Source organism: Agrobacterium sp. AGB01, from assembly GCF_014851585.1.
Taxonomy (GTDB): Bacteria; Pseudomonadota; Alphaproteobacteria; order Rhizobiales; family Rhizobiaceae; genus Agrobacterium.
This window is the reverse complement of sequence record NZ_JACVAB010000001.1, coordinates 476,022-502,529: the sequence shown is the minus strand read 5'-3', so window position 1 is coordinate 502,529 and position 26,508 is coordinate 476,022. Positions and strand designations below refer to the sequence as shown.

At 54.9% G+C, this 26,508-nt stretch carries 20 protein-coding genes; 4 read left to right on the top strand and 16 right to left on the bottom strand.

Features of this window, described 5'->3' with window-relative positions:
• Positions 1-184: 184 nt before the first annotated feature.
• The 5 genes from IB237_RS02350 to polA form a co-directional block, all read right to left on the bottom strand.
• Positions 185-1,561 carry a sigma-54 dependent transcriptional regulator gene (locus IB237_RS02350; protein ID WP_192486995.1) on the bottom strand — a complete coding sequence of 459 codons (1,377 nt, stop codon included), beginning with the start codon at positions 1,559-1,561 and terminating at the stop codon, positions 185-187.
• Entirely contained in the window at positions 1,558-3,384 is a 1,827-nt protein-coding gene (locus IB237_RS02345; protein WP_371815220.1) for an ATP-binding protein, read from the bottom strand. Before IB237_RS02345 ends, IB237_RS02350 begins: the two co-directional genes overlap by 4 nt.
• A 203-nt stretch (positions 3,385-3,587) precedes the next feature.
• Positions 3,588-3,773 (bottom strand): 50S ribosomal protein L32, encoded by a 186-nt coding sequence (rpmF, locus tag IB237_RS02340; RefSeq protein ID WP_006724402.1) that lies wholly within the window; start codon positions 3,771-3,773, stop codon positions 3,588-3,590.
• Positions 3,774-3,922: 149 nt separating this feature from the next.
• Entirely contained in the window at positions 3,923-4,570 is a 648-nt protein-coding gene (locus IB237_RS02335; protein WP_192486994.1) for a glutathione S-transferase family protein, read from the bottom strand.
• 146 nt (positions 4,571-4,716) lie between these two features.
• A complete protein-coding gene (gene polA, locus IB237_RS02330; protein WP_192486993.1) occupies positions 4,717-7,695 on the bottom strand; it encodes a DNA polymerase I in 2,979 nt (992 codons plus the stop codon).
• A gap of 459 nt (positions 7,696-8,154) precedes the next feature.
• Between polA and IB237_RS02325 the strand changes: the two genes are divergently transcribed.
• Both IB237_RS02325 and IB237_RS02320 read left to right on the top strand, forming a co-directional pair.
• A complete protein-coding gene (locus tag IB237_RS02325; protein WP_192486992.1) occupies positions 8,155-8,586 on the top strand; it encodes a MarR family winged helix-turn-helix transcriptional regulator in 432 nt (143 codons plus the stop codon).
• Between the two features lie 135 nt (positions 8,587-8,721).
• On the top strand, positions 8,722-10,113 hold the full coding sequence (locus tag IB237_RS02320; protein WP_192486991.1) for a M20/M25/M40 family metallo-hydrolase: 1,392 nt from the start codon (positions 8,722-8,724) through the stop codon (positions 10,111-10,113).
• An 84-nt stretch (positions 10,114-10,197) separates the two neighbouring features.
• On the opposite strand, the gene IB237_RS02315 is transcribed toward IB237_RS02320, so the two are convergent.
• The 3 genes from IB237_RS02315 to IB237_RS02305 form a co-directional block, all read right to left on the bottom strand.
• Positions 10,198-10,926: a sugar transferase gene (locus tag IB237_RS02315; RefSeq protein ID WP_192486990.1), complete on the bottom strand. Its 729-nt coding sequence runs from the start codon at positions 10,924-10,926 to the stop codon at positions 10,198-10,200.
• A 341-nt stretch (positions 10,927-11,267) separates the two neighbouring features.
• The gene (locus tag IB237_RS02310; RefSeq protein ID WP_192486989.1) at positions 11,268-13,553 is read right to left on the bottom strand and encodes a transglycosylase domain-containing protein; all 2,286 of its coding nucleotides are present in this window, start codon (positions 13,551-13,553) and stop codon (positions 11,268-11,270) included.
• A 136-nt stretch (positions 13,554-13,689) separates the two neighbouring features.
• Positions 13,690-14,148 (bottom strand): YbaK/EbsC family protein, encoded by a 459-nt coding sequence (locus IB237_RS02305; protein ID WP_192486988.1) that lies wholly within the window; start codon positions 14,146-14,148, stop codon positions 13,690-13,692.
• A gap of 445 nt (positions 14,149-14,593) precedes the next feature.
• Between IB237_RS02305 and IB237_RS02300 the strand changes: the two genes are divergently transcribed.
• Positions 14,594-14,800, top strand: coding sequence for a cold-shock protein (locus tag IB237_RS02300; RefSeq protein WP_192486987.1), 207 nt, complete (start codon positions 14,594-14,596; stop codon positions 14,798-14,800).
• Between the two features lie 444 nt (positions 14,801-15,244).
• Here IB237_RS02300 and IB237_RS02295 read toward each other — a convergent pair whose 3' ends face one another.
• On the bottom strand, positions 15,245-16,501 hold the full coding sequence (locus tag IB237_RS02295; protein WP_192486986.1) for a D-amino acid dehydrogenase: 1,257 nt from the start codon (positions 16,499-16,501) through the stop codon (positions 15,245-15,247).
• Positions 16,502-16,508: 7 nt separating this feature from the next.
• Positions 16,509-17,675 carry an alanine racemase gene (gene alr / locus IB237_RS02290; RefSeq protein ID WP_192486985.1) on the bottom strand — a complete coding sequence of 389 codons (1,167 nt, stop codon included), beginning with the start codon at positions 17,673-17,675 and terminating at the stop codon, positions 16,509-16,511.
• Between the two features lie 129 nt (positions 17,676-17,804).
• Here alr and IB237_RS02285 point away from each other — a divergent pair, with 129 nt between their 5' ends.
• On the top strand, positions 17,805-18,269 hold the full coding sequence (locus IB237_RS02285; protein WP_192486984.1) for an Lrp/AsnC family transcriptional regulator: 465 nt from the start codon (positions 17,805-17,807) through the stop codon (positions 18,267-18,269).
• 59 nt (positions 18,270-18,328) lie between these two features.
• Here the strand turns inward: IB237_RS02285 and IB237_RS02280 are convergent, their stop codons facing one another.
• The 6 genes from IB237_RS02280 to infB form a co-directional block, all read right to left on the bottom strand.
• Positions 18,329-19,348, bottom strand: a complete 1,020-nt coding sequence (locus IB237_RS02280) for a class I SAM-dependent methyltransferase (protein WP_192486983.1) — start codon at positions 19,346-19,348, stop codon at positions 18,329-18,331.
• 75 nt (positions 19,349-19,423) lie between these two features.
• Positions 19,424-21,556 (bottom strand): polyribonucleotide nucleotidyltransferase, encoded by a 2,133-nt coding sequence (pnp, locus tag IB237_RS02275; RefSeq protein WP_192486982.1) that lies wholly within the window; start codon positions 21,554-21,556, stop codon positions 19,424-19,426.
• Positions 21,557-21,839: 283 nt separating this feature from the next.
• A complete protein-coding gene (gene rpsO, locus IB237_RS02270) occupies positions 21,840-22,109 on the bottom strand; it encodes a 30S ribosomal protein S15 (protein ID WP_192486981.1) in 270 nt (89 codons plus the stop codon).
• Positions 22,110-22,277: 168 nt separating this feature from the next.
• Positions 22,278-23,225 (bottom strand): tRNA pseudouridine(55) synthase TruB, encoded by a 948-nt coding sequence (truB, locus tag IB237_RS02265; protein WP_192486980.1) that lies wholly within the window; start codon positions 23,223-23,225, stop codon positions 22,278-22,280.
• A 9-nt stretch (positions 23,226-23,234) separates the two neighbouring features.
• Entirely contained in the window at positions 23,235-23,660 is a 426-nt protein-coding gene (gene rbfA / locus IB237_RS02260) for a 30S ribosome-binding factor RbfA (protein WP_192486979.1), read from the bottom strand.
• Positions 23,661-23,735: 75 nt separating this feature from the next.
• Positions 23,736-26,486, bottom strand: coding sequence for a translation initiation factor IF-2 (gene infB, locus IB237_RS02255; RefSeq protein ID WP_192486978.1), 2,751 nt, complete (start codon positions 26,484-26,486; stop codon positions 23,736-23,738).
• Positions 26,487-26,508 lie beyond the last annotated feature (22 nt).

The following is a 26,508-nucleotide window of genomic DNA, read 5'->3' as shown; positions in this document are numbered from 1 at the left end:
TCGCAAGAACCGACTCCTCAATCGGAACCTGCGGATACGTCATTTGCAGCGGGGGGACACGAAACTGCAATCGGCTTCACATGACGCCGCAGCATCTTTTGCTATGAATAAATGGTAAATGGGTGGAATTCGAAACATTGCGGAAAAATGATGGGTGGAAATCCACCCATCTGGCCAATTGGCGTTACAACGCCTCGTCGTCGAGATGCGCAAAATTGCCCAAATGGCGTTTATCGAGACCGTATTTTTGCATTTTCTCGTAGAGCGTTTTGCGTGAGATACCGAGCGTCTCATAAACCGCCTTCAGATTTCCGGCATTGGACGTAATGGAATGGGCAATCAGATCGCGCTCATAGGACGCCACTTTATCCGCCAGACGATGTGGTTGCCTGTTGTCTTCATCGGTGGCCACCTGCTCGGCATTTTCAGATGATAGGCCAAGCACGAAACGGTCGGCAGCATTGCGCAATTCACGCACATTTCCTGGCCATTCCCGCGTCGCTACCTCTGCGATAACACTTTGCGGAACCTCCCTATCCTCGCGGCCATAACGAGCCGCCGCCTCACGCACCAGATGCAGGAACAACAGCGGAATATCGGACCGCCTTTGTGCCAGCGATGGCACGTGCACGGTTGCGACGTTTAGCCGATAGAGCAGATCAGGGCGAAAACGGCCGGCAGCCACCTCTGCCTCAAGATCGACCTTACTGGTGGCAATGAAGCGGACATCCAGTTCCACAATGTCGTTGGAACCAAGACGGGTAATAACCCGCTCCTGCAGCACGCGCAGGAATCTCGCTTGAATGTCGATTGGCATCGAGCCGATTTCATCAAGCAGAATGGTACCGCCACGAGCGTGTTCAAATTTGCCGTAGCGGGCACGAATGGCCCCGGGAAAGGCGCCAGCCTCATGGCCGAACAATTCGCTTTCAATCAGGTTCTGTGGCAAGGCCGCACAATTGATCGCCACGAACGGACGATTGGCGCGGTTGCTGACATCATGCAGGGCACGCGCCACGACTTCCTTACCGGCACCGGTTGCGCCAATAATCAAGGTATCGGCATCGGCGGCACCAATCGCTCGGATTCGATAGCGAAGATCCACCATGACTTGCGTGCGACCGGGAAGCCTCGTTTCAAGATCATCACGTTTGCCAGCGACGGCGCGCAGGCGTCTGTTTTCCAGAACCAGCGACCGTTTATCCATGGCGCGGTGAATGACACCTGAGAGATATTGTGCCGTGAAAGGTTTTTCCATGAAGTCGTAAGCGCCATTGCGCATGGCATTAACGGCCAGTTGCACGTCGCCGTGGCCGGTTACCAGAATAACCGGGATCTCTGCATCCAGCTCCCGGACTTTTTGCAGCAATGTCATGCCATCCATGCCAGGCATCCTGATATCGCTGACGACCACACCATCAAAACTATAACCGATCAGTTCAAGGGCATGTTCGGCACTGGACAGCATGGTTACGGAAAAACCGGACAGTTCCAGCGCCTGCGCCGTGGAAAGGCGAAGCTCTTCCTCATCATCAATCAGCAAGACACGGGCACCATTCATTCTGCAGCGACCTCCGCAATACGCTCAGCCATCGACAATTCGATAACGAACTCGGCACCGCCGCCCTCAGGATTACGCACGCGCAGTTCTCCGCCAAAATCCTTGATAATGTTGTACGAGATGGACAGGCCAAGACCCAAGCCACGACCGACGCCCTTGGTGGTAAAAAACGGATCGAAGATACGTTCCATGATCGCGGCTGGCACTCCCGGGCCATAATCCCGCACCGAAATCAGGACCCTGCCATCATGCTGTTTCGCAGTAACAAAGATCCGGCGGTCTTCCAAAGTCTCCACCGCATCCGCAGCATTTGAAATGATATTCACCAGAACCTGCTGCAAACGGACGAGGCCCGCCTTGACGCTCAAGGGGTTGGTCCCAAAATCTACGATAAGATCGGCGTTGGCGGCCCTCAATCGCGCATGCAGAATTTCCAGCGTGTCCTGCATTGCCTCTTCAAGCGAGACAGACGTCATCTTTTCATTCGGTTTGCGGGCGAAGTTACGTAAGTGGCGACTGATTGACGCCATGCGATCGATCAAAGCAGAGATCCTCTTGAGGTTGTCGCTGGCCTCCTCCACTCTGTTACGTCCGATAAGGAGGGCCGCACTGTCGGCGTAGGTTTTTGCTGCCGCCAGTGGTTGGTTGAATTCATGCGACAGGGCGGCCGACATCTGGCCGAGACCGGCCAGCTTACCGGCCTGAATGAGGTCCCCTTGCGTTTTGCGCAGCTGTTTTTCGGTTTGCCGGCGTTCGGCAATTTCACGCTCAATATGGCGGTTCACCCGCGCCAGATCTTGCGTGCGCTCTGCCACCCTTCGTTCCAACTCGGCCTGTGTTTCAGCCTGCAGCACCATTCGTTCCTGTAATCGTGCTCGGCGCTGCAGAACTGCGGCAAGGATGAACCCTGCAAGGCAAAGGCAGAGCACCACCGCAATGACAGTCGTGCGTACCTGGTTGCGCACCGAACTGGTGTCCATCAACACCCGCACGGTCCAGCCGGCTTCAGGCATCAGTTGCGACAGGGCGAGATATTCCTGCTCCCCCTGCCCGCTGGCGATCTTGAATAGTGCATGTCCGTCACTGCTTTCGATGCTCAATGGCAATTCACGCAATGTCGCATCCGAGTAACGGCGCGATGTTTCGGTTCGCAACAACCGATCCTTGGTCAATGGCAGCAGAGAGGCATAGAGCCACTCCGCCGTACCAGTCATGAAGATGATGCCTTCAGGATCCGACACGATGATCCGATTTTCACCATTACCGAAGGAAGCCTCGATGCCTTCAATATCGACCTTAAAAACGATCACGCCCTTGATGACATTCTCGAACAGAATGGGGGAGGAGAAATAATAGCCACGCTTATGCGAGGTGGTGCCAAGGGCAAAGAACCGCGATTGCTGGCCTTTTGCTGCCTCCTGAAAATAGGGCCGATAGCTGAAGTTCTGGCCAATGAAGGTGGCCGGTCCATCGAAGTTGCTGGCAGCAATCGTTTCACCGTCCAGCGTCATGACATAAATGTCCGACGAGTGCAGAAGGGTGTTGATCTCTTTCAGATAGATATTGGCGCGGTCACGCAGCAACTGGTTGGAAGGGTCGCTAACCAGTTCTTCAATATCGTCATGATCGGCCATCAGGGCGGGCAATGGCTCGTAGCGGCTTAGATGCCCACCGAGAGCCGAAACAGCCAGCCTGAGCGTTGTATGGGCCTGGGAAGAGGCTTCATTCATGAAATGGCGGGAAACAAGTTCGCTGCCCTTGGTCATGGCGACAAGGCCCAAGACCAGACACACGACAGCAACGGGTATCCAGCGATGCTTCACCGTTCATTTCCTCCACTACAGCGTTTTCACGCAATCCCGAACAGTCGCCCGGGTCTCCATCCTCAATGGGAGTGTATGTGGAAGATTACCGATTTCCAAGATGGCCGATACGTAGTGTGCTGCCGCCTGCACTGACGGTAAAATGCAGGCATAAAAAAAGCTGGCACAAGGCCAGCTTTTTTAATCAGTCAGTCAGAAAACGCTTATGCGCTTTCCTTCGGCGTCAGAACCTGACGGCCACGGTACATACCGGTCTTCAGATCGATATGGTGTGGGCGACGCAGTTCGCCGGAGTTCTTGTCTTCAACGTATGTCGAAGCCTTGAGAGCGTCAGCCGAACGGCGCATACCGCGCTTGGACGGGCTTGTTTTTCTTTTAGGTACAGCCATTTGTGTTACTCCACTTAACGGACGAAACGGAGCATGTTGCCACTTATGGCTGAATGCCGCATGTTTCGAAATCGGAAATTTGGCGCGCTTATACATGCCTTACCGGGTCTTGACCAGTCCCCACGCATATTTTTTCAGGTTTTGCAGGGTTATGCTTCACCCTCGAGAACAGTCCACGGCTCAACAATTGCCGCCTGATACCACTTTTGCCATGCAGGATGCGCCTTCATCACCTGCATATACTCCAGAGTATCTTCATTGGAAACCAGATCATAGACATCAAAACGGCAGACAACCGGCGCAAACATGGCGTCTGCAGCCGAAAAAGCCCCAAAAAGGTAGGGTCCGCCAGAGCGGACTCGCAATTCACGCCAGATGTTTTCAATACGCTCGACATCCTTACGAACCGCGTCGGACACCTCAAGTTTACTCTTTTTCCTGCGCATGTGCATTGGGCAAGCCTGTCGTAGAGCCCGGAAACCGCCCAGCATTTCCATGGAAACAGAGCGTGCGACTGCCCGGTCTTTTATATTTGTTGGCCACAACTGCTTTTCAGGGAAGAGATCAGCCACATATTCGATGATCGAAAGTGATTCCCAGACACGCAGATCGCCGTGGTGCAGGACAGGAACCAGTTTGGTGGGCGAGATATCCTTGAACTTCGGATTGCCTGCCGCAAAGTCGAAGGGAATCAGAACTTCCTCAAAAGGAACTCCCGCCGCTTCCATGGCAAGCCATGGCCGGAAAGACCATGAGGAATAATTCTTGTTGCCTATATAGAGCGTCAGCTTTTCCATTCGCTACTCCTGTCACAACGCTTTTAAAACACGCCTGCTACTAGGCGCGTTTTCAGCTTCTTCCATGACAGATACACGATCGACTGACGATCCTTTGACGGTGATCCGGTTGATGAAGTTTTTTGATGGATGCTCTAAAACCGGTATTAGTGCGCCTCATCCCAGTTGGTCGCGGCTCTCGCATCAACCTTCAGCGGCACGGCCATGGATACGGCAGGCATTGCCGCGTTTTCCATGACAGACACGACAAGCTCCAACGCCTTGTCGATTTCCGCGTCTTCAACCTCGAATATCAATTCGTCGTGCACCTGCAACAGCATCCGCGCCGAAAGCTTTTCCGCCAACAGTGCCGGTTCGACACGCACCATGGCGCGGCGAATGACATCCGCCGCAGAGCCCTGAATAGGCGCATTTATCGCCGCGCGTTCGTTAAAGGCACGGACAGACGGGTTGGACGAGCGGATTTCAGGATAATAGGCCCGGCGACCAAAAATGGTTTCCACATAACCCTTGTCGCGTGCAAAGGCTTTGGTCGCTTCCATATAGTCCTTGATGCCGGGGAAACGCTCAAAATACTTTTTGATGTATTCGCCGGCTTCCGAGCGGCCAATGCTCAGCTGATTGGCAAGACCGAAAGCGGAAATACCGTAGATGATGCCGAAGTTGATGGCCTTGGCGCGGCGGCGCACTTCTGACGGCATGCCCTCAACCGGCACGCCAAACATTTCAGAGGCGGTCATGGCATGAATGTCGACGCCATTCTCAAAGGCCTGCCGCAGCTGTGGAATATCCGCCACATGCGCCAGCACACGCAATTCAATCTGGCTATAGTCGGCAGACAGAAGCTTGTGACCGGGCGTGGTGATAAATGCCGTTCTGATCTTGCGACCTTCCGCAGTACGAACCGGAATATTCTGCAAGTTCGGTTCGGACGATGACAGACGCCCTGTCGTTGTCGAGGCCATTGCGTAAGATGTATGAACACGCTTTGTCTCGGGATGAATGTAACCCGGCAGCGCATCTGTATAGGTTGACTTCAACTTGGTCAGCTGACGCCAGTCAACAATCTTCGAGGGCAGTTCCGCACCCTCGGCGGCCAGATCTTCCAGCACCTGTGCAGAGGTAGACCATTGTCCGGTCTTGGTTTTGGAACCACCGGGTAGCCCCATCTTGCCGAACAGGATGTCACCAAGCTGCTTGGGCGAACCGACGTTGAACCGTTCACCTGCCAACGTATAGATCTCTTCTTCTGCGGCAGCGGCCTTTTGCGCCAGCTCTCCCGAGAGACGCGACAGGATTTGACGGTCAATGGTGATGCCGCGCTCTTCCATGCGGCACAGCACAGCCACCAGCGGCCGCTCCAGCCTTTCATAGACTGACGTCAGACCTTCAGCAGCCAGACGCGGTTTCAGTACGAGCCAGAGGCGCAGTGTTACATCCGCGTCTTCACCGGCATAGGCGGTGGCTTTCTCAATGTCTACGAAATCGAAGGTGACGCTGGCTTTGCCAGAGCCCGCAACGTCCTTGTAGGCAATCGGCTTATGACCAAGCCAACGCTCAGACAGAGCATCCATGCCGTGCGTGCCTTTGCCCGCCTCCAGCACGTATGACATCAGCATCGTGTCGTCATAACCGTCAATCACCACGCCGTGGCGCTTCATCAGCAGGTAATCGTATTTGAGGTTCTGCGCGACCTTCAGGACGGAAGGGTCTTCAAGCAGGCGCTTCAGCCGCTCAAGAGCATCACGGAAAGGTATCTGGCCTTCGCTCAACTTGATGCCATCGCTGAACAGATCACCACCAGACCCGGTCTTGTGGGTCAAAGGCACATAGGCGGCGCGAATGGTTGTTCCGGAACCATCCTTGTTGTTATCAGCGAGTGCCAGCGAAAAACCGACAAGCTCGGCCTGCATCGGATCAAGGGATGTTGTTTCGGTATCGAAAGCGACAACGCCTGTCTCGTAGGCATCCGCAATCCATCGATCGAGCGTCTGGATGTCACAAATTGTAGCATAGCCGGTCGTGTCGATGGGCGATGATGCGAACAACGCAGCACGCGATGCCGCCAGATCAGACGGCGCGAAACCGTCCTTGCGGACGACCTGCGCATCGTCTGCCGACACCGCTGCCTGCGACGGCTGTGCTGCGGCTGTTGTGCCAGCACCGACATCAGGACCATGGGCATCTGCGCCCCATTCGACGGCTACGACTGCAGCCTCAATCTCGCTGGCTTCCGCACCCGTGGCCTCTGCCACACGGCGGGTCAGCGTCGTAAACTCCATGGCCTTCAGGAAGGCAACCAGCTTGGGTCCGTCTTGCGGCTCCAGCACCAGCTGGTCGAGCTGCATTTCAAGCGGTACGTCCGTGCGCAACGACACCAGCTGACGAGACAACCGCGCCAGCTCCGTGTTGGCTATGATGTTTTCACGGCGTTTCTGCTGCTTAATCTCGCCTGCCCGTTCAAGCAGCGTGTCGAGATCACCATATTCTTCCAGAAGCTGCGCTGCCGTTTTCGGACCGATGCCTGGAATGCCCGGAATATTGTCGGTCGAATCTCCGGTCATCGCCTGCAGGTCGATCATCTTTTCCGGCGGTACACCCCATTTTTCGATGACTTCCGGGATGCCTATCTGCTTGTCCTTCATGGCATCGTACATGTGCACGTTGGCCGTGATGAGCTGCATCAGGTCCTTGTCGGACGAAATGATGGTGGTGTCGGCGCCCACCGCCTCGGCCTGCCGGGCGTAGGTGGCGATCAGATCGTCGGCCTCAAAACCTTCCTTTTCAATGCACGGCAGGTTGAACGCACGGGTCGCATGACGGATCAATCCGAACTGCGGGATCAGGTCCTCTGGCGGTGCAGAGCGGTTTGCCTTGTAAAGGTCATAAAGCTCATTGCGAAATGTCTTTGAGGAATAGTCAAAAATGACAGCGAAATGCGTGGGCGTAACGCCAACATCGGTGTTGCGAGCATCCCGCAGCAATTTCCAGAGCATATTGCAAAAACCGGAAACCGCATTCACCGGCAAGCCATCGGACTTGCGGTTCAATGCTGGAATTGCGTGAAACGCCCGGAAAATAAAGCCGGAGCCGTCAACGAGGAAGAGATGATCGCCTTTTTTCATGGTGCCATCGTTACCTTGCGCCTCATCTTGCGTCCACAGAAAGTTAGATTTGGCCCGGTTTCATGCCCAGAAAGATTCGCTCAAAACCCGTGTCCAACGCTCACCTTAACGTTACCGATTTGTAATAGTTTCTTCCCTTGAAAAGCCTCAATTGCAGCCACAATTATTAGTCAACGGCGCCTGATCACGCCGTAGTCTGATAGCTGGCTCGTCCCCCGCCGCGTCAGACCGGACAAAGGCCTTCCCCCCCTCTCCGGGCCTTTGTCCCTCGATAAGCCGCCATGGCCGACCCCCTCCCGGCCGTGGCGGTTTTTTATTACCCTTACCCCGCAAAAATACCTCGGCTTTGCCGCCTAAAAATGCCGCCGCATGTTTGGGGAAAGAATGCACCATTATGCGTAAGCCGCCCTGTCGATGCCATCGACCAGTGCGAGACTTGTTTTCAGGACCTCAAATCGCATGCGCTTTTCAAGAACCGATTCTGCTGCCTATCTGACTGCCCAGCTGGCTAAGGCCTTTTCACGTGCCTTGCATAAAAAAGCCTCGGCACTTGGCTTTTCTCCAGGCCAATTTCCGATCTTGCTCGAGCTCTGGAATGAAGATGGCATCACACAACGGCAATTGCTTGATCGGCTGGATATCGAGCAGGCAACGCTTGCCAATACATTGGCCCGCATGCAGCGCGACAGCCTGATCACCCGCAAGCAGCACCCCAAGGACAAACGCGCCCAGATCATCGAACTTACAGCACAGGGTCGCTCGCTCGAGGAACAGGCTATTGCCGCTGCCAAAGAGGCGGATGAAGTGGCATTTTCCGGCTTCCGTCGCTTCGAGCGCGAGTTGCTGATCGAGTATGTACAGCGCGCACTCAAAAACACTTCCGCGATGTAGGTCGATGCGATAACGTTGTTATCCGCAACTGACTGCGCATTTCGATTACATGCGTAAGCCCGGCTTAGAATTAAAAGGCAGCATTCCCATCAAACCGCGCGGGTTTCAGAATGCTGTCCAATGGCAGGATACCCAATGACTGATATTTCCAACGTTTTGGCCAAGGCCGATGAAAATCTGACGTCGAGCCTCGACAGGTTGTTTGAACTTGTAAGAATAAAGTCCATCTCTACCGACCCGGCTTTCAAGGCTGAATGCCGCAAGGCCGCCGAATGGCTGACAGCCTCGCTGTCGTCGATTGGTTTCGACGCGTCGGTTCGTGATACGGCAGGCCACCCGATGGTCGTTGCGCACCATGCGGCGGCGACAGCGGATGCCCCGCATGTTCTGTTTTATGGCCATTATGACGTACAGCCGGTCGACCCACTGAACCTGTGGGAAAACGATCCGTTCGAACCTGCGATCAAGGATCTTGGCAACGACCGCAAGGTCATCACCGGTCGTGGCACATCTGACGACAAGGGTCAGTTGATGACCTTCGTTGAGGCATGCCGCGCCTACAAGGAAATTCACGGCTCGCTGCCGATCCGCGTGACCATCCTGTTTGAAGGTGAAGAGGAGTCAGGCTCCCCGTCCCTCAAACCATTCCTCGAAGCCAATGCCGGGGAGTTGAAGGCAGAGTTCGCACTCGTCTGTGACACCAGCATGTGGGACCGGGAAACACCTGCGATTGCAGGCGCATTGCGTGGTCTGGTTGGCGAAGAAGTCGTCATCACCGCTGCGGACCGCGACCTGCATTCCGGCCTGTTCGGTGGTGCCGCCGCCAACCCGATCCACATTCTGGCCAATATCCTGGCCGGTCTGCACGACACGACAGGTCGCGTGACGCTTGACGGTTTCTATGATGGTGTTGAAGAAACGCCAGCCAATATCAAGGCTTCCTGGGAAACGCTCGGCCGCACCGCGGAGGCTTTCCTTGGTGAAGTTGGCCTGTCCGCACCTTCCGGTGAAAAAGACCGCTCGGTTCTTGAGCTGACATGGGCCAGACCAACCGCCGAAGTGAACGGGATTATCGGAGGTTACACCGGCGATGGCTTCAAGACCGTTATCGCCGCGCAAGCATCGGCAAAAGTCTCGTTCCGTCTAGTTGGCAAGCAGAATCCGGCCCAGGTGCGTGAAGCGTTCCGCGCCTATGTTCGCTCCAAAATTCCAGCGGATTGCTCGGTCGAGTTCCATGAACATGGCGGCTCGCCGGCCATCCAGCTGTCTTATGATTCTCCGGCATTGACGAAGACCAAAAATGCGCTCTCCGACGAATGGCCAAAGCCTGCCGTTGTTATCGGCATGGGCGGCTCGATCCCAATCGTTGGTGACTTCCAGAAGATGCTCGGCATGGATTCGCTTCTTGTCGGTTATGGCCTCACCGATGACCGTATCCACTCCCCGAACGAGAAGTACGACCTGCAGTCCTTCCACAAGGGTATCCGCTCCTGGATCCGGATCATGGACGCGCTGGCCGCGAAATAAACAAAAGCCCCGCTTCGGATTACCGGAGCGGGGCTTTCTAAAATAACGACGTCTTTAAAAAAAATATCAGACAAAGGCCAAAAATCAGAAGCCTTTGCCACCCTTGAGTTCGGACCACAAAGTTCCAAAAATAATTTTGATATCCAGCCACACCGAGAAATTGTCGACGTAGTAGATATCCGATGCGATACGGGCTCTTGCCTTGTCGGCACGGTCCGTCGGGCCACGAAGGCCACGCATCTGCGCAAGGCCGGTAATGCCCGGACGCACAGTGTGACGCCTGTGGTAGTTTGGTACGAGATCCTCATAAAGACGGCCACCTGCAAACATGCCGATGGCATGGCAACGTGGTCCGACCAGCGACATGTCACCCTTCAGGACATTGATCAACTGTGGCAGTTCATCAATGTTGGTCTTGCGCAAAATAGCGCCCATCTTTGTAACGCGAGGATCATTTTTTACGGTCTGCGCGACACCCGTTGCGTCGCACAAATCTGTTCTCATTGAGCGGAATTTATAAACGCGGATTTTCTCTCCATTCATTCCCCAGCGAATCTGGGAGAAGAATACCGGCCCCTTGCTATCAAGTTTCACAAGAAGAGCGACGACACCAAAGAGTGGAGACAACATTAAGAGAGCAGAAAAAGCACCAAAGACATCAATAAGGCGCTTAACTGCAAACTGCAATTTCAGCATAGGTGTTTGTTCAACCTGATCATTCTCAAATAAAATATTTTGTGGTTCTAGAACAATACTACCAGACTGCTGAATCTCTTCGAACCCACCTGCGCGAGCCTCGCCAAGTCTAAACATCTTAATCCTCAATTAAAAAAATTTAGTACAGCAACTAAGCATTCCAATAATCATAAGTAATAATTCATTTACCCTGGAAAGTCATCAGAAATGGGGCAGCCGATGAAAAAACAAGCCTTAGGGTTAATTGAAACGGGCCAAACGAGCGTTAGAAATTAGATATTATTGATAAAAATCAGTACTTTAGAAAACAGATTGAAAAAATCAACCAAAACACGAATTCTAAATTTTAAAGAACCGAATGAACGAATTCTGCTCAAGGCGTCGGTAACATCGCTGGCAGTCGCCCGGCACCAGGATGTCGCATTAAGAGACAAGACTCACCTGCGGCCTCCTGCTCGTCAATTTCCCATCAGAAAATCGAGAAGCGTCGTCTGTCTTGCCGGCTGAGGACCGCGTTGATCACTTGCTCCAACATCGGCGGGCGGCACCGGCCCATTTGAATAGGATGGCTCGCCCGGATAAGAGCGCTGCGGAATATCCATCGGCTGACCATTGGCCGGACCGACCTGCTCAGGCGGCATGCCTTGCGATGCCGGACGGTCACCGAAGGCGCCAGAGATAATGTCGGTTATAGACCCCGGCTGGTTTTCGTTGGGACGATCGGGTGGGAAAACCGGTTCATCGGTCACATAACCCTGACCAAACAGTGGTGATGGGGTCAGGCCCGAATGCGCGGCGGTCATGAAGTCATGCCATACTTTTGCAGGCAGGCCACCACCGGTGACCTTCTTCATGGGTGTGCCGTCATCATTACCGAGCCAGATGCCTGTCGTCAGGTTGCTTGTATAACCAACGAACAGCGCATCGCGGAAAGACTGAGTGGTACCGGACTTACCAGCAACCTGCCAACCCTTCAGTCTGGCGGCCTTACCCGTGCCTTCATCGACAACACGCGTCAGCATGTTATTCATCGCAGCGACGATCGCTTCGCTTAGCACACGTGGTGGATTATCATATTTGTTTTCATAGAGGACGTTGCCGTCCATATCAGAAATGCGTTTGACGATATGAGGCGTGGCCTTGTAACCGCCATTCATGAAAGGCGCGTAGGCGGCCGTCAGTTCCGTCAGAGAGACTTCCGAAGTACCGAGCGCAATCGAGGCATTGGCTTGCAACTGGGATTCGATGCCTAGACGATGCGCCACCTTGGTCACATGGTCAGGACCGACCTCCATCACCAATTGCGCAGCGATGGTGTTGAGCGATTGTGCCAGAGCGGATGACAGCGTTACCTCGCCCCTATATTTCTGGTCATAGTTCTCAGGCGTCCAGTTGCCGATGCGAACCGGACCGTCATTACGGATGGAGTTGGGTCGCAGACCGGCTTCCAAAGCCGCCACATAAACGAATGGCTTGAAGGCCGAACCGGGCTGACGCTTGGCTCTGGTTGCGCGGTTAAACTGGCTGTCAGCGTAGCTTGCGCCACCGACTACTGCTCGAATGGCGCCGGTGCCATCGATCGCTGCCAGAGCGGCTTGCGAAACGCCGAGCTTCTTGCCTTCGGCAGCCAATGCCTTAGTGATGGCCTCATCGGCCTTTTCTTCAAGGCCGAGATCAAGGGTGGTATCGACAACCAGATCCTGCTTCACCTCACCGACCAGCGATCGGACCTCATCGATCACCATGTCGGCAGCGTAATGCTGGGCACCCGACCAGAAATGTTTGGCCTTGGTTGGCGGCTGCGACATCGCCGTCGCGCTTTCGCTATCGGTGATGTAACCTTCTTCGCGCATGGCAGAAAGAACGATCTGCGCTCGTTCTTCGGCGGCTTGCGGATCTCGCGCAGGCGAAAGACGGGACGGCGCCTTCAGGAGGCCAGCCAGAAGAGCCGCTTCTCCAAGATTTACATCCCGTGCAGACTTGTTGAAGTAACGGCGGGATGCGGCCTCCACACCATAGGCATTCGAGCCGAAATAAACGCGGTTCAGATACATCGCAAGAATCTGGTCCTTGCTGTATTTTTGCTCCAGCCAGAACGACAGCAGCACTTCCTGTACCTTGCGCTCAAGCGTGCGCTCTTGGGAGAGGAACAAGTTCTTGGCAAGCTGCTGGGTTAGTGTGGAGCCACCTTGTACCATACGCCCCGAGGTCACGTTAGTGACCACGGCGCGCGCCAAACCGAGCGGGTCAACACCAAAGTGCGAATAGAACCGCCGGTCTTCAATGGCCATGACCGCCTGCGGTATGTAAGGAGACATGTCCTCAAGCGCGAGAGCTTCACCGCCGGTAGTCCCACGGTTGGCAATGACTTCGCCATCAACGGACACGATCCTGACATTCGGTGGTCTCTCAGGAATAGACCAGGTGCTGGCAGCAGGCATGCGTGCACCATAATAAAGAACCAAACCCGTGACGGCGATGCCGCCCCAGATACCCAGCACCACACACCAGTAAAACAGGCGCCTGACCAGCCGGACCAACCCTCCTGATTTCGCGACTTTTACAGGTGTAGCTTTGCTCTTTCTGGATTTTTTGGGTGTGGCTGCAGTGGCGGCGGTTTTACGGCGAACGGCGGAGTTTCCGGCAATGCGGTCGCCAGCATCAAGGCGCATCTCTTCATCTTCGAGCTCATCATCCTCGAATGAAGGTTCTATTCTGCGACCTGATTTGCTTTTGCCTGCCATATGGCCGAAACCACTCCTGATACGATAAACCCTTGCAAACGGGCGTGTTTCGACGCTCGATCTGCATTTCATTCGAATGAGAATAAAATACGGCGATTTAAGGTGCGGTTAAACTCACGGGCCTACCAACTTTATGTTATTGGCAGACATCAACCCATTGGGCGTTGGTGAGCGATGCCATCAGATCCGGCGAGATGCGGACCGCAGCATTGGTGGCGCCAGCGGCAGGCACAACTTCCTGATAGTTCTTCAACGACACATCGCAATAAACCGGAACATCCGTGGCAAGGCCAAACGGGCATACGCCACCGACCGGGTGGCTGGTGACGGCCACAACCTCTTCCGCATCCAACATGCGGGGTTTAGCTTGAAACTGCTCACGGAACTTCTTGTTATCAAGCCGCCTGGTTCCGGCTGTTACAACCAAAAGAACAGCTTCACCGGCACGCAGGCAGATAGTTTTAGCAATCTGATCTGGCTCCACACCATGCGCCTCAGCAGCGAGTGCCACCGTTGCGGAGCTTTTCTCCGTCTCGATGACGGTGATGTCAGGGGATTTGGAAGCGAAATATGTACGGACCGATTCAATGCTCATGCTTAAATGATAGGCGGTCGATTGAGTAATGGCAATAGAACAGCCCCCAGCCATGCACTAATTGCAAAGCTGCGCTGCAATCATGTGTCTGTATTTTGTGCGGGTTTCCGGTACATTTAAATCATCGACGCGGCGCACTCCTCCTCCCAGCGCCCGCCGATTTGGACTGACAATACTCCTCCTCCCAATTGTCAGTCAGTTTCAAGAACCCGGTGCACCTCCTCCCGCACCGGGTTTTTGCTTTTCAAGCCTTTGACAAACTTTCCTGTCTCTTGACAAGCAACTGCAAAGCCAATTATGTCGGCGCCATCGATATTTGTTTGACGACCAGACTTCGGCGCCGCATAGACGCAAACGACGATCTTTTTTCTGCAAATTCGACCAACTGCTCTCGAAAGGACTATTTTTCGAGGCTAATTCAATTTGCCAACGGAAGGAAATCGTTATGGCAACTGGTACAGTTAAATGGTTCAACTCCACCAAGGGTTACGGATTCATTCAGCCTGACGACGGCACACAGGACGTATTCGTACACGTTTCTGCTGTTGAGCGCGCTGGCATGAACGGCCTCAAGGATGGCCAGAAGATTACTTACGAACTGGTTCAGGACCGTCGTTCGGGCAAGATGTCTGCAGACAACCTGCAGGCTTAATAAGCTTTCAGTTTTTTGCACACGATTAAAGGCCGGTTTTACCGGCCTTTTTTATTTGCGTTATATTAAGATTGCAAAAGCTGTTTTATTTTAGCGGGCCTTGAAAAAGCCCTTATGCGACAGCATATAGGGATCATATGTATTTCACACGTCGCTCACGGCACGGCAATACTGCATTCGCTGCCTTGGCGTTAACTTGATGTTAACCAATTGGCGCGAGGATGTGAGCAACGAGACGAAAACCTCAGGTTGTCGTTTAGAAATACAAAATCGCTTCGCCATGACCACGGATGTACTGGCATGAAGCAAAGCGGTTGTGAAAGGTCGGGCTTGCCCGGCCTTTTTGTTTTATGCGCTCTCTGCACAGACAAACGGGGCCTTCGGATACCATCCTGAAAGCCCCGTTTGCATAATCCCTTATTCGCTCGGCTCTATACCGAGGCCTCAACGGCCGTATCGGGAAATCGAAAGATCGGCCGTCTCAATGTCTGGTTTTTGACCACTGATCAAATCAGAAAGCACGCGTGCGGAACCACAAGACATGGTCCAACCGAGAGTGCCATGACCGGTGTTGAGATACAGGTTTCCATAACGGGTCTTACCGATAACCGGCGTACCATCCGGTGTCATCGGGCGTAGGCCCGACCAGAACAGGGCCTGCGACTGATCTCCTGCCCCGCCAAACAGATCCTCGACGGAATGGGTTAGTGTTTCTTTGCGTGCCAGAGGCAGATCATTGCTGAAACGGGCGATTTCCGCCATACCGCCCACACGGATGCGCGAGCCCAAGCGGGTAATGGCAACCTTGTAGGTTTCATCCATCACGGTCGAAACAGGTGCCCGTGCTTCATTGATGATCGGCACGGTAATCGAATAGCCCTTCACTGGATAAACTGGCAGATCAAGACCGAGAGGTTTGACCAGCGCCGGCGAGTAGCTGCCAAGGGCCGCAACAAACACATCAGCTTCAATCCGGCCCTTGGAGGTTTCAACTGCCTTGACGACCGAACCTTCGGTAACCAGACGATGGATGGCCGTATCGTAGAGGAAGGTAACGCCAGCCTGCTCGGCCAGCTTCGCCAACTCCGTGGTGAACATGTAGCAATCACCGGTTTCGTCGCCTGGCAGCCGCAGACCACCCACAATCTTGTCACTCGACGGAGCAAGGCCTGGCTCAACTGCCACGCATCCCTTGCTGTCGAGTATTTCAAACGGCACGCCGCCCGCCTTCAGGACGGCGACGTCCTTGGCAATACCATCAAACTGCTTCTGGGTGCGGAACACTTCCAATGTGCCCTGCGTGCGGTGGTCGTACTGAATACCGGTTTCATCACGGAGTGACATCAAGCAATCGCGGCTGTATTCGGCAATTCGCACCATGCGACCTTTGTTGGTCGCATAACGGGCTGCCGTGCAGTTGGACAGCATCTTCAGCATCCAGCTCCATGTTGCCGCATCCAGTGTCGGGCGCACGATCAATGGGGCATGTTTCATGAACAGCCATTTCAGCGCCTTCATCGGAATACCTGGCGCTGCCCAAGGCGACGAATAACCGGGCGAGATTTCGCCGGCATTGGCAAAGCTTGTTTCCAGTGCCGCGCCCGACTGCCGGTCAATAACCGTGACCTTATGGCCTGCCTTGGCGAGGTACCATGCAGATGTCACACCGATAACACCGGCTCCAAGGATCGTAATATTCATGCCATTCTCACGCATTGGGGGCACGGTCAGTAAAGGCTGCTGCGGCGTCCCGAGGTTGGATGTATTTTCTCTGATAACGACGGCCGAGGCTCGTCAAAATTTCATAGGCAATGGTACCGGCATCATCGGCCACGTCTTCGAGACTCTGCTGCGGCCCAATCACTTCAACGAGTGAACCGTGCTGCAAGGTTCCCTTAGGCAAAGCGGATATGTCGACAATGATACTGTCCATCGACACACGTCCGACAATCGGCAGGCGCTGGCCGTTAAACCACACTGCTCCACTGTTGCTCAAAGACCGTGGCAGCCCATCCGCATAACCGGCCGCCAGTGTCGCCAGATGCATCTGTTGCTTTGCAACGAAGGAACCGCCATAACCAACCTGTGAGCCTGCGGGCACGATGCGGGTTTGCACCACAGCAACCTGAAGCCCGACAACCGGCTTCATGGGATTTGGTCGCAGCACCGACGGTGCACCGCCGTAAAGCGCAATACCTGGCCGCATCAGGTGGTTGTGATATCCGCTACCGAGAAAGATACCGCCTGAATTTGAAAAGCAGATTTTGGCATTCGGCAGGCCAAGTGCCGCTTCCAACATGACAGCCAACTGCGCTGCATTGGCCAGGTTTTCCGGTTCATCAGCGCAGGCAAGATGGCTCATGATATAATCAATGCGCAGGCCCGAAAGACGGCTTTGGTCCTTCACCAGGATTTCCAGCTCTTCCGGCGGCAGGCCAAGACGGCACATGCCGGTGTCGACCTGCAAGATTGCTGGCAGCGTCTTGCCGATGCTGGTTGCGAAGTCGGACCATTGCGCGACCTGCGCCAAAGAGTTGAGAACGGGTGTGATATCGAACGCTTCACAGCTTGCTTCATTGCCGGGCTGCAATCCATTCAGCACATAAAACCGTGCGTCCTGTGCAATCAGTTTGCGAAGGCTGATAGCCTCGTCGATATGCGCAACGAAAAAGTCACGACATCCGGCGGCGTATAGCGTGGTCGCGACATGGTCTGCGCCCAGCCCATAGGCATCTGCTTTCACCACACCAGCCACGGCACTGGCTGGTGCCTGCGCCTGCAAAAACCGGTAATTGTCGAATAGAGCGCCCAGATCGATTGTCAGCCAACCGCTTGCATTACCGCTCGCATGTGTGCGGCTGATTTGCATGTTCATTATCGTTCACCCTCATTATTAATGAAGGATGGTAATGCACGTATTGTCGAATTTTCCAGCGATGATGTGTTGATTATTCAGATTATTGCTATTTATTGAAACAATCTGCGACAAAATGAAAGAAACCACATGTCAGGGCTCGATGCGATAGACCGGCATATCATCAGGGCGCTACGCGCCAATGCGCGCATCAGCAACACCAAACTTGCAGAAGCCGTTGGTTTGTCACCCTCGGCATGCCTGCGCCGCATTAATATTCTGGAACAGTCCGGCGCAATCCGTGGCTACACGGTGCTGACAGGCAATACATCGGGCGAAGAAGGTATTGCGGTGATCGTGCAAATAACCCTTGATCGACAGACGGAAGATTATCTCAACCGCTTCGAAGTGGCAGTGCGCAAACACTCTGAAATTCGTGAGTGTTTTTTGATGACCGGCGGCGCCGATTATTTCGTGCGGGTGGAAATTGAAAGCGCCGGAGACTTTGAGCGTGTCCACAAGGACATTTTGTCAAAGTTACCCGGCGTCTCACGTATTCATTCAAGCTTTGCGATCCGCAATGTGCTGGCATCGCAAAAAGTCAGAAAGTCCTGACATCAAAAAAATCCCGCAAAACCATTGCTTTCGGTTTTGCGGAACATCTTTTTTGTCTTTTACTTCTGTGCGCTCAGGATCTTGAAGCGGGAGTTACGGCATATTTCACCGCTTGTTTTGAATTCGCCAGCAAGAATGGTTTCATAGGGAAGACCACGGTTGGCAACCATCAGCAGCTTGCCACCATTGCGCAGAGCACCTGCCGCTGCCTTGATCAGTGCCTGACCCAAGGCAGGCTCAGCCGCCTGTCCACCTGCATGGAAGGGCGGATTCATGATGATCAAGTCGTATTTCTCTTTTGGTGGCTCAGCAGCAAGATCCTGCCAGAAGAAACGTGCCGTCAGTTTCGGGCAATTTTCTTCCAGATTGATCTTGGCGAATTCCAATGCATTCCAGTCTGCTTCAAACAAATCTATGCGGGCGGTGCGTGGAGACTTCTCTGCGAGCATGACCGAGAGATAACCCCAGCCGGCGCCAAAATCTGCGGCATTGCCATCAAAATCGGTTGGCAGGCGCGATGCCAGCAATTCGGAGCCATCATCGATACGATCATGCGAGAACATGCCCGGCATCGCCGTGAACCGCCCATCAACCGTGACGGCGTCATGCTTCAGCTTCGCAACGTAAGCAGTCACCTCTTCGGGGCGCTTAAACCACACTGCAATGCCATGATATTTTGGTGTGGATTCGACTTCGACACCCAGCTTCAACAGCATCTTGCGCATGGTGGCGATGCCATCTTCTTTCGAACCGGCAATGACGATTGTGCCGCCTACCTTGACGCGTTCAAGCGCTTCGGCGACGCGGTTTTCATTTTCACCACGGTGTTTGCCGCACAGGATAAGCGCCGCATCGAACGCCTCGCCTGACAGGTCAGGTGTGACATTGGCATGTTCGGCCTGCAAGGCGCGGTAAAGCGGACGAAGGCTCTGAACCGCAACAATCTCGGCATCAAATCCTTCGAGCCTCGGTGTGCCTGCTTCGGCTCCAAGAAACAGTACGCGTTCACCCTGCACAGGTGCTTCGACCATGCCTGCGGCGAACGGGTGGAACAGGGTTTTGACGGCGTCACGGCTCATATTTGCGACCTTTTTGAAAATAGAAAAAAGGCGCGGAAATCTTCCGCGCCTCGATATCGGAAAGAAACGAAGGCCTTACTCGGCTGCTTCGCCGTCCTTCTTCTCGGCTTCCTTGCCAGTTGCCTGATCGACAACCTTCATCGACAGGCGAACCTTGCCACGCTCGTCAAAGCCCATCAGCTTGACCCAAACCTTGTCGCCTTCCTTGACGACGTCGGAGGTCTTGGCAACGCGCTCGGAAGCGAGCTGCGAGATGTGAACCAGGCCATCACGTGCGCCGAAGAAGTTAACGAATGCACCGAAGTCAGCGGTCTTGACGACTGTGCCTTCGTAGATTGCGCCGACTTCTGGCTCTGCAACGATCGAGTGGATCCACTTACGAGCAGCTTCGATTTCCTTGCCGGAAGAAGAAGCGATCTTCACGGTGCCATCGTCTTCGATGTTGATCTTTGCGCCGGTCTTTTCAACGATTTCGCGGATGACCTTGCCGCCCGAACCGATAACTTCACGGATCTTGTCGACCGGAATGTTCATCACTTCGATGCGTGGAGCAAATTCACCAAGCTGGCCGCGGCTTTCTGTGATGGCGTTGGCCATCTCGCCGAGGATGTGCTTGCGACCGCCCTGAGCCTGCTCAAGAGCAACCTTCATGATCTCTTCGGTGATACCGGCGATCTTGATGTCCATCTGAAGCGAGGTGATGCCGTCAGCAGTACCAGCAACCTTGAAGTCCATGTCGCCGAGGTGATCTTCGTCGCCGAGGATGTCGGAGAGAACCGCAAAACGGTCGCCTTCGAGGATAAGGCCCATGGCGATACCGGCAACTGGCTTGGCCAGAGGAACGCCAGCGTCCATCAGAGCGAGCGATGTGCCGCAAACGGTTGCCATCGAGGAAGAACCGTTGGACTCGGTGATTTCAGAAACCACACGCAGTGTGTACGGGAACTGCTCAGCGGTTGGCAGCATTGGGCGGATTGCGCGCCATGCCAGCTTGCCGTGACCGATTTCACGACGGCCTGGGGAACCCATGCGACCTGTTTCGCCGACCGAGTAGGGCGGGAAGTTGTAATGCAGCAGGAAGCGTTCCTTGTACATGCCGGTCAGGCTGTCAACATACTGCTCGTCTTCGCCGGTGCCGAGTGTGGCAACAACGATCGCCTGCGTTTCGCCGCGTGTAAACAGCGCCGAACCATGCGTACGTGGCAGAAGGCCAACTTCCGAAATGATCGGACGAACGGTGGACAGGTCGCGGCCGTCGATACGGCTCTTGGTGTCCAGAACGTTCCAACGAACGATCTTGGCCTGCAGGTGCTTGAACACTGCGCCAATTTCTTCGGCTGTGTACTTTGCTTCGCCTTCTTCCGGCAGGAAGTGAGCCTTCACCTTTGCCTTTACTGCGTCGACAGCAGCGTAACGTGCAGCCTTTTCAGTGATCTTGTACGCGGTGCGCAGTTCCGCTTCGGCAAGGCCGAGCATTTCTGTTTCGAGCGCGGAGAAATCTTCCGGTTCGAATTCGCGTGGTTCCTTGGCAGCAACTTCGGCCAGCTTGATGATGGCGTCGATAACTGGCTGGAAGCCCTTGTGGCCGAACATGACGGCGCCGAGCATGATTTCTTCGTTGAGTTCCTTTGCTTCGGACTCAACCATCAGAACTGCGTCCTGCGTACCGGCGACAACCAGATCGAGAACAGACTCGTCCATTTCGTCGAGGTGCGGGTTCAGTACGTATTCGCCGTTGATGTAACCAACGCGCGCGCCACCGACCGGGCCCATGAACGGAACGCCGGAAAGTGTCAGCGCAGCAGAAGTTGCGACCATCGAAAGGATATCAGGGTTGTTTTCCAGATCGTGCTGGATAACGGTCACGACAACCTGCGTGTCGTTCTTGTAGCCTTCGGGGAAAAGCGGACGGATTGGACGGTCGATCAGGCGCGAAACCAGTGTTTCGTTTTCGCTTGGACGACCTTCGCGCTTGAAATAGCCGCCTGGGATTTTACCGGCAGCATAGGTCTTTTCCTGGTAGTTTACGGTCAGCGGGAAGAAGTCCTGGCCTGGCTTTGGAGCCTTGGCAGAAACGACTGTCGCGAGAACCATGGTCTCGCCGTAGGTTGCGATGACGGCGCCGTCAGCCTGACGGGCAACTTTGCCTGTCTCAAGCTTGAGCGGGCGGCCTGCCCATTCGATTTCCACGGAATGTTGCTTGAACATATTTTGTCCTTAACTGTCGCTGCGAAATTGTTTCGTCTTCGCAGCTACGACACATCACGGGCAAGACAACTGGAGGCTTTGTTCATTGCAACGTCATCGGCGTTGCAAAAGCATCCGGCAATCCTGCCCCATGACAGGTCATCGGTTGTTTCAGACGGTACCGGCCCATCCGGCCCATCTTCCTGTCCCCCGGCGATACCTGTGTGGTATTCGGGGCATAGTCCGGCAGACTGCCGGATAGAAAAACCGGCGGGCATCAAACCGATGACCCGCCGGATTTTTTTTAGCGGCGTACACCAAGGGCTGTGATCAGCTTTGTGTAACGGGCTTCGTCTTTCTTCTTGAGATAATCAAGAAGCGAACGGCGGCTCGAAACCATGGTCAGAAGGCCACGACGTGAGTGGTTGTCCTTCTTGTGACCCTTGAAGTGTTCCGTCAGATTGTTGATCCGCTCCGTCAGAATTGCGACCTGAACTTCAGGCGAACCTGTGTCGCCTTCAACGGTTGCGTATTCCTTGATAAGGGCGGCTTTGCGCTCTGCAGTAATCGACATCGTACGATCCTTTCTATTGTCTAAGGAAAATCGGGACGCCTAGAGCCGGGATGTCGTCCAGCTCTGGCCATTCATTGGCAAAAGGCAAAAGCCTTAAGCTGGGGCTGCCTATAAACCATCTGCAGCACAAAGAAAAGGGGCGATTACTCGCCCCCCTCCTGCATGGTCTTATCCGAAAACCCGCTTGGGTCGGAACTCTCCCTGCCCGATTTCACCGATGGCAACCAGTTTGCCACGTGCCATGGCATAGGCCTCGGGGTGATCGGCCGGGGCATCACGGCCGCGCAGCAGAATTGGATTACCCATCTTCAGGCGATGCGCCTGGTCATCACTAATGACCAGCTGTGGCAGCGACGACAGGGCTTCGGCCGTATCGATCAGGAACGCATCGAGAGCTGCAAGCCGCTCATCACGATCTTCAACCGCCTCAAACTCGATAAGCTTTGCAAGCGGCACCATGACGTCTTCACCAAATGGTGCGACCATGGTGCGACGCAGTTCAGAGATATGCCCGAAACAGCCAAGGTCGCGGCCCATATCGCGCGCCAATGCACGCACATAAGTACCCTTGCCACATTCCACTTCAAAATGCGCATGGTTGTTATCGGTAACAGCAAGCAAGCTCAGACGGTAAATCTCAACTTCGCGTGCCGGAATTTCGACGGTTTCACCTTCACGTGCCAGATCATAAGCGCGCTCGCCGGCAATCTTGATGGCCGAAAACTGCGGCGGTGTCTGAAGAATGGTACCGGTGTATTTCGCCAGAAGGTCACGGATCGCCTGTTCTTCCGGACGAGCATCGGAACTTTCGACTACTTCGCCTTCAAGGTCGTCGGTCGCGCGTTCTTCGCCCCACGTCACCGTGAATTCATAAATTTTCCGGCCATCCATGACATATGGCACAGTCTTGGTGGCATCACCGAGGGCGATGGGCAGCATGCCGGACGCCAAGGGATCAAGAGTTCCCGCGTGACCGGCCTTCTGGGCGTTAAACAGCCACTTGATTTTGGAAACAGCCTCGGTCGAACCGAAATCCAACGGCTTGTCGAGAATAAGCCAGCCGGAAATCGGGCGGCCCTTGGGCTTGCGGTGTTGTGGTTTACGCTGTTTGGACATGCCGTATTTCTATTCTTCGTCTTTATCTTCGGAGACTTTGCCTGCAGACGCTCCAAGATCACGACTGACTTCCGGCGAGCGCAACAGCGCATCGATCTTCTGGTAATTGTCAAAACTCGTATCATCCCGGAAACGCAGTTCCGGCATATACTTCATCTGACGCAATTGCGCGCCGAGACGACCACGAATATATTTCGCGTGCCGGTTCAAAGCGTCAATCGTCTGGGTGTGATCAGCAACGCCAAGCGGCGTCACATAGGCAGTTGCCATTTTCAGATCAGGCGACATCCGCACTTCTGAAATCGACACGACCGTCTTTTCCAAGAGATCGTCGCGGACTTCACCACGTTGCAGGACCTGAGTTATTGCGGCGCGCACCTGTTCGCCAACGCGCAACATGCGCTGTGACGGGGCGGAAGATGTTGCTTTTACCATTTTATTAGCCTCAAACGGAGCGAGCGCCGACTAACCGGCGCCCGTCACATTTTCTAGTCGTTTCGAGCAGCGAACTTAGAGCGTTCTGATGATATGCTCTACGCGGAAGCACTCGATCGTATCGCCTGCACGGATGTCTTCGTAATTTTCGAAGGCCATACCGCACTCCTGACCGACCGGCACTTCGCTGACTTCGTCCTTGAAGCGCTTGAGCGTCTTGAGCTTGCCTTCGTGGATAACAACGTTGTCGCGTACCAGACGTACACCGGCACCACGCTCGACCTTGCCTTCGACAACACGGCAACCGGCAACCTTACCGACCTTGGTGATGTTGAACACTTCCAGAATTTCAGCGTTACCGAGGAAGGTTTCGCGACGTTCTGGCGAGAGCAGACCGGACATTGCTGCCTTAACGTCATCTACCAGATCGTAGATGATGTTGTAGTAGCGGATCTCAATGCCAGCACGTTCCGAAGCCGCACGGGCCTGGGCATTTGCGCGGACGTTGAAGCCGATGATCGCAGCGTTGGATGCCTCGGCAAGCGAGATATCCGATTCCGTGATCGCACCGGCGCCTGAATGCACGATACGGGCACGCACTTCGTCGGTGCCGAGCTTGTCGAGCGATGCGATAATCGCTTCGACCGAACCCTGTACGTCAGCCTTGATAACCAGCGGGAACTCTTTCAGTCCCGAAGTCTGTAGCTGGCTCATCATCTGTTCGAGCGAACCGCGCTGACCCGTCTGACGGGCAACAGCCTTGTCGCGTGCCAGACGCTGACGGTACTCGGAAATTTCGCGAGCACGGCTTTCGTTTTCAACAACCGCGAAACGGTCACCAGCAGATGGCGTACCGGACAGGCCGAGGATTTCGACAGGCATAGCCGGACCGGCTTCCTTGACGTGTTCACCCTTGTCGTTGACGAGAGCACGGACACGGCCCCACTGGTCGCCAGCCACAATGATCTGACCCGGACGCAGTGTACCCTTCTGAACCAGAACGGTGGCCACGGCACCACGGCCACGGTCAAGTTCAGCTTCAATAACGGTACCTTCAGCCGTACGGCTTGGATCAGCCTTCAGGTCAAGAATTTCGGCCTGCAGAAGCACGGCTTCAAGTAGCTTGTCGAGGTTGAGCTTGTTCTTGGCCGAAACTTCGACGTCCAGAACTTCACCACCCATGGATTCCACGAACACTTCATGCTGCAGCAACTGCTGGCGAACCTTTTCAGGATTTGCCTCGTGCTTATCGATCTTGTTGATGGCAACGATGATCGGAACACCAGCTGCCTTGGCATGGTTGATCGATTCAATGGTCTGCGGCATCACGCTGTCATCAGCAGCAACCACCAGGATGGCGATATCGGTTGCCTGCGCACCACGTGCACGCATCGCGGTAAATGCGGCGTGACCGGGGGTGTCGATAAAGGTGATCTTGTGACCGTTCTGTTCAACCTGATAGGCGCCGATATGCTGGGTGATACCACCGGCTTCGCCAGCAACAACGTTCGCCTTACGGATCGCGTCGAGCAACGAGGTCTTACCATGGTCAACGTGACCCATGATGGTAACGACCGGAGGACGTGGCAGCATTTCACCTTCGTCATCAACCACGTTGAAGATACCTTCTTCAACGTCGGATTCTGAAACGCGCTTAACCGTGTGACCGAATTCGCCAGCGATCAGTTCTGCCAGATCGGCGTCAATGACGTCACCCGGCTTCATCATCTGGCCTTCCTTCATCAGGTACTTGATCACGTCAACGGCCCGTTCGGACATACGCTGCGACAGTTCCTGAATGGTAATGGTTTCCGGCAGAATGACTTCGCGCGTAATCTTTTCGCGGGTTTCCTGCATCTGGCTGCGACGGAACTTCTCCTGACGACGACGCATCGAGGCCAAGGAGCGGCCGCGCTTTTCTTCGTCAAGACCGGCAGCAGTCACAGTCAACTTGCCACGACGGCGTTCATCTTCTGTCTTCAGACGTGCAGCAGGCTTGGCGGGAACCGGCGTGGCAACCTTGCCACGGACAGGCATACCCGGACCACGGCGCACACCACGATCATCATCGTCGCTGGTGTTTGGACGACGGACACGTGCTGCAGCATTCGGAGCTGGTTCTTCATTTGCAGGAACAGGGCGTGAGCCTTGCGGACGAGCGTCCGGGCGGGCTGCCTGTGGTGCAGCGGCAGAGCGTGGAGCAACAGGTTGCGGCTTTTGTTCAGCCACGGCAGCCTGTGCTGCTGCGGCCTTGGCAGCAGCAGCTTCTTCAACTGCACGACGTGCAGCCTCTTCACGCTCTTCAGCGATACGGCGTTCTTCTTCCACCTTACGGCGGGCTTCATCTTCAGCGCGCTGCTTGGCTTCAACCACGTCGCGGGCCTGCGCTTCCATAAGCGCGCGGCGACGGGCTTCCATTTCACCGGCCGACAGATCGTGCAGAACATTGCCACGCGGACGATCAGGCTGGCGCGATGGCTGGCTCTGCTGACCCGGGCGGTTCTGCTGCTGGTTCGGGCGGTTTGGCTGCTGTCCAGAAGATGGCTGGTGGATGCGTGGCGCAGGCGCCGCAGGCTGCTGCTGCGGACGTGCGGCAACTGGTGCTGCCGGTGCCGCTGGCTTGGGAGCCGGTGCAACCGCTACTGGAGCCTGTTTTTCGTCTTCAGGACGCGAAGGACGACGCTTGCGTGTTTCCACTACAACCGCGTTGGTGCGACCTCGACCCATATCCTGACGCACAGTACCCTGACTCATCCCGCTCGGCTTGAGAGTGAGAGTCTTTTTGGGCTGTGCGTTGAGTGTCTTGTCGTCGTTGTTGTCGGTCATTCCGTTCCCGTTCCTTCGGACG

Bases quoted from the DNA above. Each gene is read 5' to 3' on its own strand.
- IB237_RS02310 (WP_192486989.1), bottom strand. From the start codon at position 13,553: ATGGCAGGCAAAAGCAAATCAGGTCGCAGAATAGAACCTTCATTCGAG.
- IB237_RS02285 (WP_192486984.1), top strand. From the start codon at position 17,805: ATGTCAGGGCTCGATGCGATAGACCGGCATATCATCAGGGCGCTACGC.
- alr (WP_192486985.1), bottom strand. From the start codon at position 17,675: ATGAACATGCAAATCAGCCGCACACATGCGAGCGGTAATGCAAGCGGT.
- IB237_RS02300 (WP_192486987.1), top strand. From the start codon at position 14,594: ATGGCAACTGGTACAGTTAAATGGTTCAACTCCACCAAGGGTTACGGA.
- IB237_RS02320 (WP_192486991.1), top strand. From the start codon at position 8,722: ATGACTGATATTTCCAACGTTTTGGCCAAGGCCGATGAAAATCTGACG.
- rpsO (WP_192486981.1), bottom strand. From the start codon at position 22,109: ATGTCGATTACTGCAGAGCGCAAAGCCGCCCTTATCAAGGAATACGCA.
- polA (WP_192486993.1), bottom strand. From the start codon at position 7,695: ATGAAAAAAGGCGATCATCTCTTCCTCGTTGACGGCTCCGGCTTTATT.
- infB (WP_192486978.1), bottom strand. From the start codon at position 26,486: ATGACCGACAACAACGACGACAAGACACTCAACGCACAGCCCAAAAAG.
- IB237_RS02350 (WP_192486995.1), bottom strand. From the start codon at position 1,561: ATGAATGGTGCCCGTGTCTTGCTGATTGATGATGAGGAAGAGCTTCGC.
- pnp (WP_192486982.1), bottom strand. From the start codon at position 21,556: ATGTTCAAGCAACATTCCGTGGAAATCGAATGGGCAGGCCGCCCGCTC.
- IB237_RS02295 (WP_192486986.1), bottom strand. From the start codon at position 16,501: ATGAATATTACGATCCTTGGAGCCGGTGTTATCGGTGTGACATCTGCA.
- IB237_RS02325 (WP_192486992.1), top strand. From the start codon at position 8,155: ATGCGCTTTTCAAGAACCGATTCTGCTGCCTATCTGACTGCCCAGCTG.
- IB237_RS02280 (WP_192486983.1), bottom strand. From the start codon at position 19,348: ATGAGCCGTGACGCCGTCAAAACCCTGTTCCACCCGTTCGCCGCAGGC.
- rpmF (WP_006724402.1), bottom strand. From the start codon at position 3,773: ATGGCTGTACCTAAAAGAAAAACAAGCCCGTCCAAGCGCGGTATGCGC.
- IB237_RS02305 (WP_192486988.1), bottom strand. From the start codon at position 14,148: ATGAGCATTGAATCGGTCCGTACATATTTCGCTTCCAAATCCCCTGAC.
- IB237_RS02335 (WP_192486994.1), bottom strand. From the start codon at position 4,570: ATGGAAAAGCTGACGCTCTATATAGGCAACAAGAATTATTCCTCATGG.
- rbfA (WP_192486979.1), bottom strand. From the start codon at position 23,660: ATGGTAAAAGCAACATCTTCCGCCCCGTCACAGCGCATGTTGCGCGTT.
- IB237_RS02315 (WP_192486990.1), bottom strand. From the start codon at position 10,926: ATGTTTAGACTTGGCGAGGCTCGCGCAGGTGGGTTCGAAGAGATTCAG.
- truB (WP_192486980.1), bottom strand. From the start codon at position 23,225: ATGTCCAAACAGCGTAAACCACAACACCGCAAGCCCAAGGGCCGCCCG.